The 18449-nt window shown below is 48.9% G+C and carries 6 protein-coding genes; 2 read left to right on the top strand and 4 right to left on the bottom strand.

Annotation, left to right across the window (positions count from 1 at the left end):
* Positions 1-111 precede the first annotated feature (111 nt).
* Together AU387_RS01035 and AU387_RS01030 are read left to right on the top strand one after the other, a co-directional pair.
* Positions 112-1053 carry a DMT family transporter gene (locus tag AU387_RS01035; protein ID WP_059334479.1) on the top strand — a complete coding sequence of 314 codons (942 nt, stop codon included), beginning with the start codon at positions 112-114 and terminating at the stop codon, positions 1051-1053.
* Positions 1054-1189: 136 nt separating this feature from the next.
* The gene (locus AU387_RS01030; RefSeq protein WP_227534192.1) at positions 1190-1633 is read left to right on the top strand and encodes a YcxB family protein; all 444 of its coding nucleotides are present in this window, start codon (positions 1190-1192) and stop codon (positions 1631-1633) included.
* 88 nt (positions 1634-1721) lie between these two features.
* Here AU387_RS01030 and AU387_RS01025 read toward each other — a convergent pair whose 3' ends face one another.
* From AU387_RS01025 to srfAB, 4 genes are all read right to left on the bottom strand, one after another.
* Positions 1722-2966 carry an MFS transporter gene (locus AU387_RS01025; RefSeq protein ID WP_082687803.1) on the bottom strand — a complete coding sequence of 415 codons (1245 nt, stop codon included), beginning with the start codon at positions 2964-2966 and terminating at the stop codon, positions 1722-1724.
* A gap of 105 nt (positions 2967-3071) precedes the next feature.
* Entirely contained in the window at positions 3072-3800 is a 729-nt protein-coding gene (gene srfAD / locus AU387_RS01020) for a surfactin biosynthesis thioesterase SrfAD (protein ID WP_059334477.1), read from the bottom strand.
* Between the two features lie 27 nt (positions 3801-3827).
* Entirely contained in the window at positions 3828-7655 is a 3828-nt protein-coding gene (srfAC, locus tag AU387_RS01015; protein WP_059334476.1) for a surfactin non-ribosomal peptide synthetase SrfAC, read from the bottom strand.
* A 36-nt stretch (positions 7656-7691) separates the two neighbouring features.
* Positions 7692-18446, bottom strand: coding sequence for a surfactin non-ribosomal peptide synthetase SrfAB (gene srfAB / locus AU387_RS21860; protein WP_059334475.1), 10755 nt, complete (start codon positions 18444-18446; stop codon positions 7692-7694).
* Between the last annotated feature and the right edge of the window lie 3 nt (positions 18447-18449).

Below are 18449 nucleotides of genomic sequence, written 5' to 3'. Positions count from 1 at the left end.
TGTTTTGTACCGGTACAGTTCATTGTTTTTCTCATTGTACCGTTCCTATCCCCCCCATACAATAAAAGGGAGCGGCCGGCTCTATTATTTATATAAAGGAGCACTTCCTATATGTATAAAAACCAGCAAACCTCAGCTTATCTTGCAGCTATGTTAAACGCTTTGATTATCGGTTTATCCTTCCTTTTTGTGAAAATCGCGCTGCAATCGGCAGAACCATTTGATATTCTTGCACACCGGTTCACCCTTGCGTTTGCAGCGGCTACTATACCTGTCTTATTCGGATGGGTGAAGCTGTCCATCCGTTTAAAAGATGTAATGGCCATTTTGCCGCTCGCCCTGCTGTATCCGGCGCTGTTTTTCAGCTTTCAGGCATTCGGCCTGGTGTACTCGTCATCCTCTGAAGCCGGGATCATTCAGGCATCGATTCCGATTTTTACAATGGTCTTTGCCGCTTATTTTTTAAAAGAGCGATCGACGTGGGCTCAAAAAGGGTTCACCGTGTTATCAGTTGCGGGCGTCATGTTTATTTTTGTGATGAAGGGCGTGAACGTTGAATCGGCCAGCCTAAAGGGATCTGTACTCATTCTCTTGTCCGCTCTGTCTTCAGCTATGTACAATACCGCCGCAAGAAAAATGACACAGCGTTTCCGGCTGATAGAGCTCACCTACATCATGTCAGCGATCGGATTTGTCGTATTCAATGCCATCGCCTTGGTTCGGCACGGCGCTTCCGGAACGGTCGGCACTTACTTCCATCCATTCCGGGAACCCGGCTTTATTCTCGCGATTGTGTATTTGGGCGTGTTATCTTCGCTCGTGACTTCGTTTATGTCCAACTATGCGCTGTCCCAGATTGAGGCGTTTAAAATGAGTGCCTTTAATCATCTGTCCACCATCGTGACGATGATTGCCGGAGTTGTGGTTTTGAACGAAAGCCTAGCCTGGTATCACCTTGCCGGTGCGGTTTGTATTATCATCGGCGTGCTGGGAAGCAATGCCGGTCTCCGAAAAAGAAAGCAAACCGAAAAATCCATTTCTATGAACAAATGAGATGTTATGTTAGAGTTGAAGAAAAAATGGTTTGAGGTGCAGTGTAAGAATGATTCAACACAGTGTCTTCCTAGAGGGAGCCATTTCATTACAAGATATGAGATGTTATTTTTTATCCCGGCAAAGGATATCAGCATTGTTTAATTTTATTTATATTTTTCTTCTATCTTTATTGGTGTATTCTTTTTATGGATTTCCGATTACCGTTTATGACAGCGAAACACTTGAAGTGATATATAATGGTATTTTCATAGCGATTCTGTCCTTGATCTTTACATTGCTTTTGATTGCTTTTCATTATATACGGCTGCGTACCAGCTATAAGAACAATAAACGGCTAAAACGCAAAAGGACTTATACCATTAACCGGCAAGGCATTCGAATTCAATCCAAAAACTACGATACATTGTTTGAATGGGATGAAATAAGGGCAGTTGCAGACTATAAACACTTTTTCTCTATCAAAACTTCTAGTCACCAGGTCATCTTAGTTCCTAAACGTTTTTTTGTATTCGAAAATGAGCTCCACTCATTCAGACAGCTAGTAAAAGAACATGTACGTGCCAAAAAAGTAAAATGACAAACTTAAAAAGAGGGTTTTCCCTCTTTTTTTATGTTAATGAGATATGCCGCTCCATTGAGTAACATTCTCTTCAGCTAATGGAGATTTACCCCTCAACACTCTCTTCGTTATGAACATGATTGTGTTTTTTGATTGGCACCAGCTCCAATAATGCTGATAAACTTACAAGAACCAAACACACAACAGTAACCAGCAAATAATTATGATTCTTGTCAAAAAATAATCCGCCCACATACACACTGAGAGCGCCGGCGATTTGATGGATAAAGAAATTGATGCCTAGGAGCGAGCCGATAAGCCCGGTTTGAAAGCTTTCAGAAATGGACGCAGCAGTCAGCGGGATCACGCCTGTGTAGCTGAGCCCGAATAACAGCGTAAAGCACAAGTACCAGAGCTCACTGTTATGAATGCCGAGTGCGGGAATGAGCAGGCAGATCAAGCTGATGAGACGAATGAAAAACAAAATGGAGAGCATCACGCTTCTGCTGCCAAGCAAATCTGACAGCCAGCCTGCCAATAATCCCCCGATGATAATAAACGCCCCGAATGCAGCCATCATTCCGTTGATATGAGAGACATGCGCATCCTCCAGCATTGGAACGAGATGAGCATCAATGATTCCCATCGTAAATCCGCACGTAAATACGCCGAAGTACAGGATATGAATGAGGCGGGACTGCTTTAACACCTTCCAAAATCCCTGCCAGTCATAAGATTTTTTCACGGACTGCCCTTGGACATTGGGCGGGTGCTTCATTCCGAAGGCCAAAAGAGGCAGCAGGACAGCCGCTAAGAAAATGCCCAATATTGTATACGCAGTTTGCCAGCCTGCATAGTAAGGAGCCGCAGCCCAAATCGGTGACAGCAGCAGCAAACCGGCTGAATTTGCATTGGTCAAAATGGCGAGCGCCAAGCCTTTATGCGTGTCAAACCAGCGGCTGATAAAATACTGTGTCGTCACGCCAACCGCGCAGGAATAGCCGATTCCGCCGAGCACTCCGTAGATCACGGAAAATATATGGACATTCGGCGACTGCGGGAGCGCCAATAAGCTTGCGCTGATACAAATGGCGCCGATCCCCATAATCTTTCTGACGCTGAACCGGTCAATAAAAAAGCCGACAAAAAACTGAACGACACCTGTTGTGATCATAAAAATGCTGACGGAAGCCGAAATCAGCGACCGATCGGCGTGAAAGGTCTCTGCCATCGGGAGCATAAAAAATTGAAAGGAATTTCTGAATGAGTTCATTCCGATGGCGAAGACAAACGTGAACAGCAATACTAACCATTTCATCTTAGGAGACGCGCGAAGGATGTGCCGAGACATGTTTTCCTGACCTGCCTTTATTAGAGTATTTCGACTATTATATCATGATAAAATTTACATTCTATATCAAAAAAAGCGAACAGCACAGTGCTGTCCGCTTTTTCATTAGGAACTGGAAATCGGATGCTGATTCAAAATCGCAAAAATCCGTTCCGCCACTTCCTCCGTATTTGACAGCAGAAACATATGACCGCCGTCAAATTCATGGAACGTGATGTGTTTCGCCCACTTCTTCCAGCCTTCCGCATCCCGGATGCATTTTTCGTCATTCAGTCCGTTAAAGACGTGGACCGGCGATTGGATCGGTGTCATGTCATTAAGCTCGAATTGTTCAAGAGCCCGGTAATCCGATCTGAACGAAGGAAGAAAAAATGACATAACTTCTTTATTTTCAACGAGCTCTGCGGGCATTCCGCCTAATTTGATAATATGATCGAGAAATTGATCATCAGGCAAATGCGATACTTTTTTCCGCTGAATATGCGGCGGCTGAATCGCAGAAATAATCACAGCCTGCGGAAAAATGCCTTCACGCTCCAGTTTTTGCGCCAGCCTGAAGGTAATCATCCCGCCCATGCTGTGCCCGAACAGCACAAACGGCCGATCTGGATGCAAATGTAATTCTTGCTTGTACAAATCAGTCAGCTGCTCGAGATCCTCAATTGCTGACGTCTGATTCGTGCCGTGCCCGGGCGGTTCAGCTGCAAGCATTTCACACTCTCCCTGCAAGAAAGTATGGAGAGGGCGAAATGACGCCGAGTAGCCGCCGGCAAACGGAAAACAGATGAGCTGCGTTTTTTCCGATACATCAAATGATTTGAAAAGTTGGCTCATTGGCCGGCTCCCCCTTTCATCGCTTCCTTAAGAAAGCGTTATGGTTTGTTTATTAAGAAATTCGCGCAAAATCCCGGCATTCCTATCAAGACATTCGCCCTGCAGCATTTCGGCGTGTGTACCAAAGCCTTTTTTCACACGATAAGCGCCCGTTGTCGCCTCTTCCCATGATGAAAGCCATTCAGGCATTTCAAAGTCAATATCAGAGGTCAGCAAATCAATGTCCGCTTTCACTTGGCCCGAGCTGATCAGGTTGACGTAGTATGAGTAGAAGGCATGTGTTTTTTTCTTGAGCCCCTGCTTGACGGCTTCGCTATTGAGGGCTTCATTGTCTCGATTTACATTCATCAGCGCCTCGACATCGTTTTCGACCGTGCGTCCATCCAGATCACTGACGCCTTGTTTTTTATAGGAATCCACCATGATAATCCGCTGTACAGTGCGTCCCTGCTCTTCAAGTTTTTTAGCGGCTTCAAACGCCAGGCTGCATCCTGCTGAATAACCGAACAGTGTCACAGGACCTTCCGGCTGAAGCTCCTTGATCAGAGCGGCATAACGGTCAAGACGGTTTTCCTCCTCAATAAAGTCAAAGGCGCACAGCTTGTATGACGGCAATTGCTTGGCCAGATTCTGATACATTAAGCCATATCCCAATACCGGCGGGAATGCGAAAATGATGTCATCCTGATCCGGATTCATGATTGTAACGTCCTGAAGTCCTTCTGAGCCTCCGTTTTTCAGATATGCTGAAATGCCGGCAATCGTCGGCGCTTCAAACAAAAGCTTCACCGGAAGGTCAATTCCGAGCTCTTTTTTGATGCGAGAAGCGGCTGTCATCGCCTTTAAGGAATGGCCGCCAAGCTCGAAGAAATCGTCATGGATGCTGACTTGCTTTCTGCCGAGAATCTCGGACCAGATTTGCGCGATTGTTTCTTCCGTTTCATTTCGAGGCCCAATCCATTCTTGCGATATCTGATCTTGCTCCGGTTTTGGCAGCAGACGTTTATTGACTTTTCCGTTTGTTGTTAAAGGAAGCTCGTCCAAGAACGTAAATGTCTGCGGCACCATATAAGCAGGAAGCTGTTTTTTCAGGTGTGCCTTAACGTCTCCTGCTGAAAGCTGTGTCCGGTTCACGAGGTAGGCGTTAATTGATGCGTCCCCAGACTCGCGGCGGTCCACCACGACGACCGCGTCTTTTACTCCGGGATATTCCTGCAGCTGCTTTTCGATTTCTTCCAGCTCGATCCGGTGCCCCCGTATTTTCACTTGATCATCAATGCGGCCGGCGTATTCAATCGTACCGTCAGGCAGCCAGCGAGCGAGATCCCCGGTGCGGTAAAGTGTTTCTCCCGGTTTGAACGGGTTGGCGGTAAATTTCTGCTTTGTCAGCTCATCACGGTTTACATAGCCTTTTGATACGCCCATTCCGCTGATGCATAGTTCACCGACCGCTCCGAATGGCTGGAGCTGATTTGATTCATTAAGAATATAAATACTCGCATTGCTGATCGGCTTTCCGATCGGCAGTGAGGAGATAGACTCCGGAATCTCGTGCACGACGTGAGCCGTTGCAAACACCGTGCCCTCAGTCGGACCGTAGCAATTAATCAGCTTGCCCGGCCCCATGATCCGCAGCGCTTTCCTGACGTGAGGCACAGACGCGCGTTCCCCGCCGAATAACACACAGCGAAGCCCCTTCAGCCAATCCTCTCCCGCATCTGTGAGAAGATTAAATAAAGCTGTGGTCGCAAACATGACGCTGACATTCTCTTGGCGGATGAGACTCGTGAGACGGTCTGTATCAAGCAGTGTATTTTCATCTGCGATAATCAGCCTTGCTCCATTCAGAATGGAAGCGTAGAAATCAAAGGTAAATGCGTCAAAAGCGTAATTCGATACAGATAAGAACGTGTCTTTTTCAGAAAACGTCATGTAGTCAACGTGCTTCACTAATCCTTGAATATTGGCATGCGTCGTGATATTTCCCTTTGGCTTTCCGGTTGTGCCTGATGTATACATGATATACGCCGCATCATCGGGTGCAATCGCGGTTTCAGGATCGCTTGCCTCTTCTTCAAAACGGATGGGATCATCAATGATGAGTGTTTGGCCTGTAAACGGCAGCTGATTCGCTTGCTCTTTCATCTCTTGGTGTGTAAGCAGACATGCCGCCCCGCTGTCGGTCAGCATATATGAGATTCGGTCATCCGGCAGCTTAGGATCAACCGGCACATAAGCAGCTCCCGCTTTTAACACACCGAGAATCCCAATCACCAGTTCCAGCGAGCGCTTCGTGTACAATGCAACAACTGAGCCTTTGCCTGCCCCTTGCTTTTGCAAACGGCGTGCGAGGCGGTTCGTTTCCTCGTCTAATTCGTGATAGGACAGCGTTCGGCCTGCAAATGTGAGCGCCGGTGCACTTGGATTGATGTCCACCGCCTCCTTGAACCAATCCGTCAGCGGTTTTGGCTCACACGTTTGAGGTGCCGGATTTAAGCCGTTAAGCAAGTACTCTTTTTCTTTTTCGTCAATGAAATCAATGGTGCTGACAGGCTGATCCGGATGCTGAATAAGCTGCTGAATCGCTGTGAGAAGCTGGGATTTTAAGCGCAGCATAAACGCTTCATCAAACACATTCTCATTATAGGCAAGCTTGATCAGCATTTCGTCACCCGGGGAGGCCATCAAATTGAGATCGTAATTTGACTTCTCAAATACATGGACATCCTCCATATCGAACCCGTTTTGACCGCTTTCTTCATTGCTTGCATCCTGAAGCGGATAATTTTCAAACACGATGATGTGGTCAATCAATTTCAACTGGTTGGCTTGGCTTTGGATGTCATAAAGCGGCACATATTGATGCGGTTCTGACTCAAGTGACTGCTCCTGAAGCTGCTTGAGCAAACCGTTGAATGTCATGTTTTCAGCCAATTTCACTCTTCTTGGAACAACGTTGATAAACAGGCCGACCATATGTTCAACGCCTTTGATTTCCGCGGGACGTCCGGAAACGACTGTACCGAAAGCCAAATCGTCAGACCGCTGATAACGGCTGATCAGTACGCTCCAGACTGCCTGCAAAGCGGTACTCAAAGTGGTGTGCTGAGATTTCGCAAGCTCTGTAAAAGCTTTTGTTTCCGCTTCCGGCAGTGAGAAGAGAAGTTCTTTCGGTTCGTACCCTTCCTTTTGTTTCTTTCTTTGCTCCGCAAACGTCGTCTGTCCTTCAAAGTCTTCCAAGTACTCGTGCCAGTAGCGGAGCGATGCTTGTTTATCCTGCTTTTCAAGCCACTTGATGTATTCCTTATACGGTTTGACAGGCGGCAGACTGTACGGCTTTTGTTCGCGCAAAGCGTTGTATACCTTAAACAGATCCTGCACGACGATGCCGAAGCACCATCCGTCCAAAATCATGTGGTGGTAGCTCCACACCCATTCAAAGCTGTTGTCAGCTTTTTTGAAGATGGCTGCCCTCATCGGAATATCCCGCGTTAAATCAAAGCCTTTGATCTTATCCTGTGCTTTGTAGTCATTGATTTTGTCCGTTTGTTCACTTTCGGGTAAATGTGTCAGATCCATTTCTTCTATATGAAATTGACGTTTTTTTAATACGACTTGAACGGGCCTTTTTACTTTTTCGTGAATGAACACGGTACGAAATACATCGTACCGGTCCATGATGACATTCATGCTTTCTTCAAGGCATTTGATATTGAAGTCGCCCTTTACTTTCATCGTAATTTGTTCAAGGTAAAAGCTCTGGCCGGGATTAAGGATGGTATGAAACAGCATCCCCTCCTGCATCGGCGATAGGTAATACATATCTTGAACCTGATCTTTGCTAAATTGACTCATATGTTTCGCTCCCGCCTTCTGTAATTCCCTTGCATTTTATTTCAAATTTTCCTCAAGCATATCAAAGATATCGCCCATCTCATCCATTTCAAGGTCTCCCGCACTGAAGTCGCTCGGTGTGAATTCCTTGTCCTCTTTTTCCGTACAATGGCGGATGATCAGGAGGAGGTTTTCTTTAAACCGCTCCATTTGTGCTTCGACCGTTGCTCTTTCATATTCCTTCTCATTGTAGGAGCAAGAGAGGACAAAACGTCCGTTTCGGATCATGCCGCTGAAGCTTAAAGCGTACAGGGCTTCTGATTCTTCGCTCACTTGGCGTCCCATATCGAAAGCGGACGGTTCAAAGAAATCCGTTTTCACTTCACTGTCGAATTGGCCTAAATAGTTAAAGCTGATTTCCGGTGTGAAGCCTTGCGCTCCCGCTTGTTCCGTAAAGTAGCGGAGAATGCCGTATCCGACGCCTTTGTCCGGAACGCGGCGCAGGTTTTCTTTGACTGCTTTGATGACCGCTGAAACATCTGTTTCAGACATGTCGAGCACAACAGGATATTGTGCCGTAAACCAGCCAACCGTTCTGGAGATGTTCACATTCGGGATGATGTCTTCCCGTCCGTGCCCCTCAAGATTGATGCCGATTTTGACACCGTCTGTCCACTCTTTCATCGTTAAACCGAGCGCACTGAGGAGAATATCATTGATCTCGGTTCCATATGGCTGATGAACATCTGTTAAGAGGTGTTTAGTGTCTTCTTCATTTAATTCGCAGATGACGGATGATGTATGTTTGACAATCCGCTCCTCTGTTTCAGCATCCTTCGGTACAGCGGAAACCTCTTCAGCGTCAATTTGCGCCCAGTATTCAGCCTGCTGCAAAAGGTGTGCTGATTGGCTGAATGCCGCCAATTCTTCCGCCCAATCCTTGAAGGAGTTCGTTTTTTGCGGGAAGACGATTTTCTCTTCGTTCTCAGCCTGCACGTAGCCTGATGCAAAGTCCTCAAGTAAAATCCGCCATGATACGCCGTCGACCACGAGATGGTGTACAGCGATGAGCAGATGATCCCCTGCTTCCGTGCGGTATAGCTCCCCTTTCAGAAGCGGCCCGTTTTGCAAGTCAAGACTGCTTTGCAGACTGTCAGCGAGAACCTTAATCTGACTTTTCAGCATATCTTCATCTGAGCCGTACAGATCAACGATTTCGAAGCTGACCTCGCATTCGTCTATCCGTTTATACGATTGAATGATGTCGCCGTTTTCTTCACGGTAAACCATGCGCAGCGCGTCATGATGTTCAATCAGTGCCTGCAATGTCTTTTCAACCCGTTCAGGATTGAAGCCCTTCGCAGAATGAAGCATGACCGACTGGTTCCAATGGTGTTTGTTCGAAAAATTCTTTTCAAAGAACCAGCGCTGGATCGGCGTCAGGGTAACTTCGCCCTCCACAGGGCCTTGGTCTGCCTGTTTGCCTTCGGCACGCTCCACGTATTGTGTCAGTTCTTCAATCGTCGGGTGCTGGAAGAGATCCTTCATTTCCAGCTTCCAGCCGTGCTGGTTCAAGCGGCTCGCCATCTGGATGCCTTTAATGGAATCTCCGCCGAGCGAGAAGAAATTGTCGCTGACACCTACTTCAGAAATACCGAGAACGTCCTGCCAAATGCCGGCAAGCAGCTCTTCCATGTCAGTGGACGGCGCTTTGTATTCTCCGCTTCCTGCTTCGATGTCCGGCTCCGGAAGCGCTTTGCGGTCTACTTTGCCGTTTGCGGTAACCGGAAGCTCGTTTAATGTCACCCAGAACGCCGGGATCATGTAGTCTGGCAGGGTTTCCTTCAGTGCTGATTTCAGCGCTTCTATGTCAGCTGTTTCCGGTGTGACATACGCCGCGATCGCTGTATTGCCGCCTTTATCTTTTACAGCTGTCACTGCCGCATCCTGCACCTGAGAAAGCTGGGCCAGCTGCACTTCAATTTCTGACAGCTCGATTCGGTAACCGCGGACTTTGACCTGCTGGTCGATCCGGCCGATGTATTCGATGCCGCCGTTCGTCCATTTCACTAAATCGCCTGTTTTGTACATGCGTTCACCCGGCACGAACGGATCGGGGACAAACCGCTTCGCGGTTTCGTCTTCCCTGTTCAGATAGCCGCGCGCCAGTCCGCGCCCCGCCACACAAAGCTCTCCGGCCACGCCTTCCGGCTGAACCTGATGGCTTTCGCTGAGAATGTACACTCTCGTATTGGCGATCGCGCGACCGATGGAAAGCGAACCTTCCTCCGGATTGATTTCTGTGCTCGTCGCAACGACAGTGTTTTCGGTCGGCCCGTAGTTGTTGACAATCGTGTACGGCTGCTTAACCGCACGCTTCAGTTTGTCTCCGCCTGTCAGCAATACGCGGAGTGATGTGTTCTCTAGCTCCATGAACTGTTCCGCCAGCTGTGTCGGCAGGAAGGTGACTGTGACGTTGTGCGTTTCGAAATAGTCATTCAGGCGGGTGATATCAAGGCGGATCGCTTCATCAATGACATGAAGCTCGGCGCCGATCGTCCAGGTCGGGAACATCTCCCAAATGGAAGCGTCGAACCCGAAGCCCGCGTACTTCGCACTGCGATCCTCCGCCGTCATGCCAAATGCGTCGTGGTGCCAGAAGCACAGGTTCACAAGCGCATGGTGCTCGATCATCACACCCTTCGGCTGTCCGGTCGTTCCTGACGTGTAAATCATATAAGCAAGGTGATCCGAGGTTGTGTCGGTCTGCGGATTTTCCTCGTCGTTTTCATCAAGCGGCAGACTCAGGATTGTGCGGTTGCCGTCAAGAAGAATGACCTCGCCCGTGTAGCTGTCCGGCACTGAGATGCCTTCTTGTTTCAAGAGAAGTTTCGCGCCGCTGTCCTGTAGGATATATTCAATCCGCTGATCCGGATAGTCAGGATCAATCGGCACAAATGCCGCTCCTGCCTTCAGGACACCGAGCACCGCGGCGGACATTTCAAGCGACGGCTTCGTGAGAATGCCGACGCGCTCATCCGCGCCGATGCCGCAGTCAATCAGAATCCGCGCCAGACGATTCGCCTTCGCATTCAGCTCGCCGTACGTCCATGATTGCCCGTTATACGTGACAGCCGGGCGGTCTTTGTGGCGCTTAGCCGCTTCTTCAAACAGCTGATGAACCGTTTGGTCTGTCGGCACAGGCAGTGTTTTTCCTTTCCATGCCTCCAAAAGTGTTTGTTTTTCTGTTTCGTTGACGAGTGACAGGCTGGAAAGCGGCTGGTTTGGATTTTCTGCAACAGCCTGCAATAATCGCAGAACGTATTCGCTCCATTGCTCAGCAGTTTCTCTTGAGAATAGGTCAGTCGCATATTCCAGCTGCAGACCGATGCCGTTTTTGTCAGCGAAACCGCCTAATGTGAGGTCAAACTTGGATGTTCCTTGATGTGCCTCATAAGGTGAAATCGTGAGATCTTGCAGCTCAAGCTGTTCTTTATCAGGGTTTTCTGTCGTAACCATCACATTAAACAAAGGATTCCGGCTCATATCCCGAGGGAGGTCTAACTGATTGACCAGGTCTTCAAACGGATACTCCTGATGCTCAAGTGCTGACAGATTTGTCTCCTTCGCTTGCTCCAGAAGCTCTGCAAATGTCTGCTCTTCCCTTGCTTCCATTCTCAGTGCGAGCGTATTGACGAACATCCCCGGCATGTTTTGCACGTCGGCATTCGTGCGGCCTGCTGTAACCGAGCCGATCACGATATCCCGCTGTCCGGAGATTTTGCTTAAAAAGACATGGAAGACGGTGTGAAGCACCATATGCAAAGTCGTTCCCGTTTCTGCGAGCAGTTTTTCAATCGCCTTTGCCGTTCCGCTTTCCGCACGGAAACGGACGGTATCCCCTTCAAAGCTTTGAACAGGCGGTCGGGTGTAATCGAGCGGAAGGTCAAGCTCCGGCAGTTCGCCTGAGAGAACTGAAAGCCAGTATTGCTCATGCTCCTTCATCCGTTCTTTCTGACCGGCTTCATTTTGCCAAACAGCGAAATCTTTATAATGAAGCTTCGGCTCCGGAAGCTGTTCGCCTTTATAAAGCAGTGCCAATTCTTTAACGAAAATACCTCTTGATACACCATCCGCGATAATGTGATGCATATCCAATAGAAGCAGATGTTTTTGGTCTGCGATTCGGAGTAATGCCGCGCGAATGAGCGGAGCGCCGCTTAAGTCGAATGGCCGGATAAATTCTTTAATCTTCTGTTCCGCCTCGCCCTCTTCTGCATCAAACACGTGAAGATCAATTGATGCCTCCTCAACAATGCGCTGGACAGGCTCTCCGTCTGCTTCCGTAAATGACGTGCGCAATGATTCATGACGGTTTACGAGCTGGTTGAGTGATTCCCGCAGGCGCGAAATGTGAAGCTCGCCTTCCATAAGAAGAACCGATGGCATATTATAGCTGATCGTCTGCCGGTCAAGCTGATGGAGCACGTACATCCGTTTCTGCGCGGATGACAATGGATACACATCCTGTTTGTCAGCCGGCTTCAGCATGTGATAGCCGCCTGATGCTGCCGATTCCTCCATATAAGCCGCCAGCTGGCGTACAGTTGGCTGTTCGAACAGCGCTTTAAGCGGCACGGTTTTCTCCAACTCTGCCTGTATATTGGCGATGAGCATCATTCCTTTTAGTGAATGGCCGCCTAAATCGAAGAAGTTGTCATCGATTCCGATCGCTTCAATGCCGAGTGTTTTCTGCCAGATGCGGCAAAGGCTTTCTTCAAGCGCTGTTTCCGGAGCAGCTGACGCTTCATATCCGGATTGCGCTGCGTTCGGCTTCGGCAATGCGTTTCTGTCGGTTTTCCCGTTTGCCGTGAGCGGGATGGCGTCCACCTGCACAAAGAAGGCAGGGATCATATGAGACGGCAGTATTTGTGAAAGCTGTTTCCGGAGCTCTGCTTTTTCAATGGCTTGATCCGCCGTATAATACGCGCAAAGCTCCTGAAGCCCGCCCTCAGAAACCGCAAGCACAACCGCTTCTTGAACGTCGCTGAGGCTGAGCATGACCGTTTCAATTTCTTTCGGCTCAATGCGGTAGCCGCGGATTTTCACCTGATCATCAGCCCGGCCGATAAATTCAATCGTGCCGTCAGCCAGTCTCCGAACGACATCTCCGGTCTTGTACATCAGGCTGCCCGGCGCATACGGGTTTTCCACAAATTTCTCGGATGTGAGCTGAGGACGGCTGAGATATCCTCTGGCAAGCCCCTGTCCCGTGATATATAACTGGCCGCTCGCTCCCGAAGGCACAAGCTTCAATGACTCATTTAAGACAAGTGCGCCGGTATTGGCAATCGGCCGTCCGATTATCGGCCGTTTCGCGAATGTGTCAGGTTCAGTCAGGTCAACCCGTCCGGCAATGGCGCCGATCGTTGCTTCGGTCGGACCGTAGTGATTGATAAATTCGGTATGCCGATATACCTTGCTGAAAGCTAAAACATCAGCCGGAATGATCTTTTCTCCTCCCAACACAATCAAGCGCAGGGATTCAAAGTGCGGCTCCTTTGTAAAGCTGGCCGTGTTCACCATCGTATGGAACAGAGACGGTGTCAGCTTGATATACGTGATGCCGTGTTCCTTGATATAACGGCCAATCTGATCGGGCGCCGTATATGTTTCTTTCGGCACAATGTGAAGCTCACCGCCTGCTTGAAGCACAGGGAAAATGCTTGTATATCCCAAGTCGAATGCGTAAGACGAAAGCAAGACAGACTTATCCGTTTCAGCCAGCCCTGCCTCTTTGCTAAACCAAGAAACATAGTTTGTCAGATTGCGATGCTCAATCTGCACACCCTTCGGCTTCCCGGTCGTGCCGGATGTGTAAATGATATATGCAAGATTCTGAGGCCCAGAAATCGGTTCCGGACGCTCCTTGCTTTCGTTCCGCCAATCCGCTTGATCGATGTTGATGGCGGTTCCTTGATATTGCCCTATGGCAGTCATATTTCTTTCATTCACGACTGTAAATCTCGCACCGCTGTCTTCTAATGAATAGCGGATTCGTTCCTCAGGCGTATCCGGATCAATCGGAAGGAAAGCTGCTCCCGCCTTCAGGACACCAAGAACAGCTGTCATTAGGTCAGCTGAACGGTCCATGACAAGGGCTACGATGTCTTCACTTCCTGCCCCGTGCGCGCGCAAATGATGCGCCAGCTGGTTTGCCTGTTCATCGAGCTCACGATAGCTCAGCTGGTTTCCGCCACAAATCACAGCCGGATGATCAGGTGTTTGCTGCACCTGTTTTTCGAAAAGTGACGCAAACGTGTCATTGCCAGAATGAGTGGTTTGTTTTTTCTCTTCAAGCAAAGCTGCCGTTTCAACTGGTGAAAGAATCTCCAAATCAGACAGCCGTACGTTCGGATTAACCGCAGCTGCTTTGATCAAATTGACGAAGTGGCTGCTCCAGCGGCGGATCGTCTCGTCCTTAAACAAGGCAGTTGCGTAGTCAAAGCTTAAACCGATTTCTTCTTCCCGTTCGACAGCTTCCAAGGACAGATCAAATTTCGCCACGTGATGAAGCATGGAATAGGAAGAAATCTTCAAATCTCCTAATTTCAAAGAAGGAATCTCCATGTTCTGCATGTTGAACATGACGCTGAACAGCGGGCTTCGGCTTGTGTCCCTTGTGAGCGGCAGTTTTTCAATCAGTTCCTCAAGCGGATAGCTTTGGTGCTCGAATGCTTGCAGACTGACCGTTTTGACTTCGTCTAGGAATTGTGCAAAGGTTTTATCCCCCGCAGGCGCTGTCCGCAATGCCACCGTGTTGACAAACATACCCGGCACACCTTGCAGATCAGGATGCGTTCTGCCCGCAGTCGGTGAGCCGACGATGATGTCATCCTGTGACGCGTACTTAGAGAGCAGTACATGAAATGCGGCTAAAAGGAACATGTACATTGTTGTGTCTGTTTCTGACAGCAGCGATTTGATTTGAGCTGTGATTTGTTTATCCAGCCCGAACATGACGCGCTCCCCGGAAAAGCTCCGTTCTGCAGGACGCGGGAAATCCGCCGGAAGATCAAGAACCGGCAGCTCGCCTTTAAACGTATCCAGCCAGTATGCTTCATCCTTTTGATGATCCGCATGTTCTTTTTGCCAGACAGCGTAATCTTTATAGTGAATCTGCGGGAGCTCCAGATCTGCGCCTTGATAGATTTTGGCGAGATCGCCGATGAGAATGCCTGTCGAGCTGCCGTCCGTAATGATATGGTGCATATCAATGAGCAGCAGATGGCGTTCTTCTTCAAGCTGGACAAGCTTCGAACGGACGAGCGGCGCGCGGTTTAACTCAAACGGCTGAATAAACGATTTGATCAGCTCTTCCGCGTCTTCTTCCCGTCCCTTGGCAGCCTCCAGCTGGAACGATATGTTTTTATGAACGGTCTGTACGACTTCTCCGTCTATCATGTCAAACGACGTACGGAGAATTTCGTGCCGGTTGATTAATTGCTGAATCGCATGTTCAAGCCGGTCTTTGTTTACTTCTCCCTCCAGCAAAAGTACAGCAGGGACGTTGTAGCTTGTGCTTGCTTGTCCAAGCTGATTGAGGATGTACATTCTCCGCTGGGCCGGGGAAACAGGATAATGCTGCTGATAAGGTGCTTGCCTGATCGGTTCAAACGTCTGCTCCTCCTTGCTTTCGCTCTCTTCCAAATACAGTGCCAGTTCTTGAATGGTCGGCTTTTCAAAAAGCACTTTAATCGGCACTTCCTTGTGGAAATGCTCTTGAATTTTCGCCGTCATCATCATCGCTTTCAGAGAATGTCCGCCGATCATAAAGAAGTTATCGGTAACGCCTGCTTTGACGCCGAGTATCCCTTCCCAGATCTCCGCTAATTTCTTTTCACTCTCTGTTTTGGGTGCTGCATATTCAGACTGCACAGCGTCTGATTGAGGTGCAGGCAGTTCTTTTTTATTGATTTTTCCGTTTGGTGTAAGCGGCAGGCTGTCCATCTGGATCAAATGGGCAGGAACCATATAGTCAGGCAATGATTGAGACAGCGTTTTTCTCAGCCCGCTCACAGACACTTCGCGATCCGCTGTAAAGTACGCGCAGATTTCATTTTCATCCGCTTTGTTTTTGCGAATGATCACGGCAGCCTCTGTCACATGTTCGGCCATGTTCAATTTGGTTTCAATTTCGCCAAGCTCAATCCGGAACCCGCGCACCTTCACCTGGTTATCAATTCTTCCTAAAAACTCGATATTCCCGTCCGGAAGCCATCTCGCCAAGTCGCCAGTTCGATACATTTTTTCACCCGGTCTGAATGGATCTTCGAGAAATTGCTTCTTCGTCAGCTCTGGGAGGTTGACGTAGCCCCGTGCCACGCCGCTTCCGCCGACACACAGTTCACCGGGCGCGCCGATCGGCTGCAGGCGCTGCTGCTCATCCATGATGTATGCAGTGGAATTTCCGATTGGCTTCCCGATTGGAATTGAACCGCTGTACTCGCGATCAATCAGAAAGCTTGTAGAAAATGTCGTATTTTCTGTCGGTCCGTACCCGTTCCACAGAGAAAGCAACGGCGATGCCTGTTTCACTTTACTTACAATATGCGGCACGAGCGCGTCTCCGCCGATAATTAAATGGCGCAGTGTGCCGAACATGCCGGCATCCTTTGCAGCAAGCTGGTTGAATAATGGCGATGTCAGCCACATCGTCGTAATTCTCTGCTCACGGAGGAACGCTGAAAACCGTGTCGCGTCAAGCAGTGTCTCTTTTTTCACCGGATAAAGCGCAGCGCCGTTCAGCAGCGCGCCAAAGACCTCAAATGTACCTGCATCAAAGCTGACAGCTCCCGTTTGCGCCATTCGGTCTTCTTCATGAACAGGAACGTATCCTGCATTTTTAACGAGACGCAGAATGCTTTTATGTTCGATCATGACGCCTTTCGGTTTTCCGGTCGAACCTGACGTGTACATGATGTAAGCCAGGTCAGACGGATCGGCAGGCAGATTCAGATTGTCAGCCGTTTCATTCCCTTCAAAGACGCCTTCCAGCGGGAGAACCGGTACTTGCAGCTGATTTGCCTGTTTTGTATAGGCCTCTCCAGCTAAAGCGATCCGAATTGAGCTGTCCGCCGCCATGAAACGGAGCCGATCCTCCGGAAGTGCGGGATCAAGCGGCACATATGCGGCGCCTGCTTTTAAAACAGCCAGCATGGCGGCAACAGTGTCTGCCGAACGGTCATTCATAATGGCTGCTGTTTCACCCTTTTGAAGACCTTGCCCGATGAGCTTTCTCGCCAGGCGGTTCGCTGCTTCGTTCAGCTCGCGGTATGTCAGCTCGGCTCCTTCATATACGAGGGCAGTACTTGCCGGTGTCCGCTTTGCTTGTTCTTCAAATACTTGATGAACAGCCATTCCTTCAGGGAGTTCTGATGAAGTGCTGTTAAAGGTCTCCACAATTTGCCGCTGCTCTTCTTCTCCCACAAGCCCGTGCTCACGCACAAAAGCGTCCGGCCGCTCGACAGCGGCTGTCATCATGCGGGTGAGATGCCCCGCTGTCCGTTCAATAAAAGCAGAATCAAATGCAGCGCCGTTATATTTGATTTTAACGGTCCAGGTTTTACCCGGGTAAACAATGAGGTTGAAATCAAAGCTTGTTTGTTCAAATGCGCTCTCAACCTTAATAGAGAACCCGAGCCGGTCTTCCATGCTGCCGTTTTCAAGCTCTTGATCAAGCGGATAATTTTCAAAAGCGACGAGATGGTTCAAAAGACTGCTGTCCAAGGCTGAACGTTTTTGAATCTCGTAAAGCGGCACGTAATCGTAACGCTCCGCCTCCACCGCATGCTGCTGAACGTCTGTGAAAATATCTGCGAATGTAGACTGCTGATCAACCTTTACACGCACCGGAATGGTATTGATAAAGAGCCCCGCCATTGTTTCAATTCCGTTGATTTCAGACGGCCGTCCCGATACGACCGTGCCAAAGACAACATCATTTGTAAAGTTATATTTGCTGAGGACGATTCCCCAGATCGCCTGAAACAGGTTAGGCCCCGTCACTTGATGGCGATTCGCCGTTTGCTGAATGCGTGCAACCAGTTCCTCATCCCATGTAAATGAATATTCTCTGTTCACATACTCGTCTTTTTTCTCCGGCAAGCGGCCCGGGAGCACGCTTGGCTGTTCAAAATCCGCCAAGCGTTCGCTCCAGTAGCCTTCCGCTTCTTCATTGTCCTGTTTTCCAAGCCACTTAATGTAGTCGGAATATGGCTTGCCCTGCCCGTTTGCAGGTGTGCGGCCTGCTCTGAGCGCTTCGTAGTTTTGGAACAGGCTTTTCATCAGCACGCCCATGCTCCAGCCGTCCATCATAATATGGTGATTGCTCCAGACAAGATACAGCTGATCTGCATCAAGGCGGAAAACTGCCACCTTGAACAAAATGTCTTTGGCCAGGTTAAAGCCTTGGCGCTGAACGTCTAGTTTGTAACGCTCGATGTGGTCTTTCTGGCGATCCTCGTCTGCATGACTGATATCTTCATAGTGCACCTTTGTCTTGCGTTCCGCTAACACAACCTGACGCGGCTTTTGCAGCTGCTGGTGCACAAATACCGTACGGAGAATATCGTATGACCGGATCAGTTCATTGACGCTTTTCTCAAAGATTTCTAGATCAAAAACACCTTGAATGCCAAGCTCTAATTGTGTGAAGTAAGAGGAAGAATGCGGATCAAGCATCGCATGATACAGCATTCCTTCCTGCATCGGTGTAAGTGCATACACCTTTTGAATCGATTTTTTGCTCATATG

Source organism: Bacillus halotolerans (genome assembly GCF_001517105.1).
In the GTDB taxonomy this organism is placed as follows: domain Bacteria; phylum Bacillota; class Bacilli; order Bacillales; family Bacillaceae; genus Bacillus; species Bacillus halotolerans.
This window is presented reverse-complemented; position numbering and strand designations above follow the sequence as displayed.